Below are 584 nucleotides of genomic sequence, written 5' to 3' on the forward strand. Positions count from 1 at the left end.
CCGGACGTCCGGCACCTGCACGGCGTTGTTGACGAACACGCCGATCCGCTTGGCCTTGGCCTGCGAGCCACCCGGCGGGTCGGTCCGGGTGACCGCACCGGCCGGGACGTCCTGCTTGAACTCCTCGCCCGCCTGGAACGGCTCGAACCCGGCCTGCTGCAGCAGCTGGAACGCCTCGTCCTTGGACCGGCCGGTGACGTCCGGTACCGGCGGCAGCGGGATCGGGCCCTTCGACACGATGATCGTGACCTGGCCGCCGATGGTCAGCTGGCTGCCCGCCGACGGCGTCGTGCGGATGACCGCACCCTGCGGGACCTCGGCGTCGAAGTCGTCGGCGCCGCGGACCGGGGTCAGCTGGGACGCCTTGATCGCCTGCTCGGCGTCGGGCAGCGCGGTGCCCGGCCGGATGTCGGGCACCTGCGGGCGGCCCTTCGACAGCACCACCGACACCGTCGCGTTCGGCGACAGCGTCGTGCCCTCGGCCGGGTCGGCGCGCAGCACCGTGTTCGACGGCGCCGTGTTGTCGTACTCCTGGCTGAACGTCGGGTTCAGCTTCACCGCCCGCAGCGCGTCACCGGCCGCGG

General features: G+C 73.1%; 1 protein-coding gene. It reads right to left on the bottom strand.

What is annotated here, in order from left to right; translation table 11 throughout:
• The coding region (locus tag CCN39_RS47300; RefSeq protein WP_143264461.1) for a PASTA domain-containing protein at positions 1-584 on the bottom strand (584 nt) is incomplete at both ends.

The organism is Amycolatopsis kentuckyensis (assembly GCF_002155975.1).
Classification (GTDB): domain Bacteria; phylum Actinomycetota; class Actinomycetes; order Mycobacteriales; family Pseudonocardiaceae; genus Amycolatopsis; species Amycolatopsis kentuckyensis.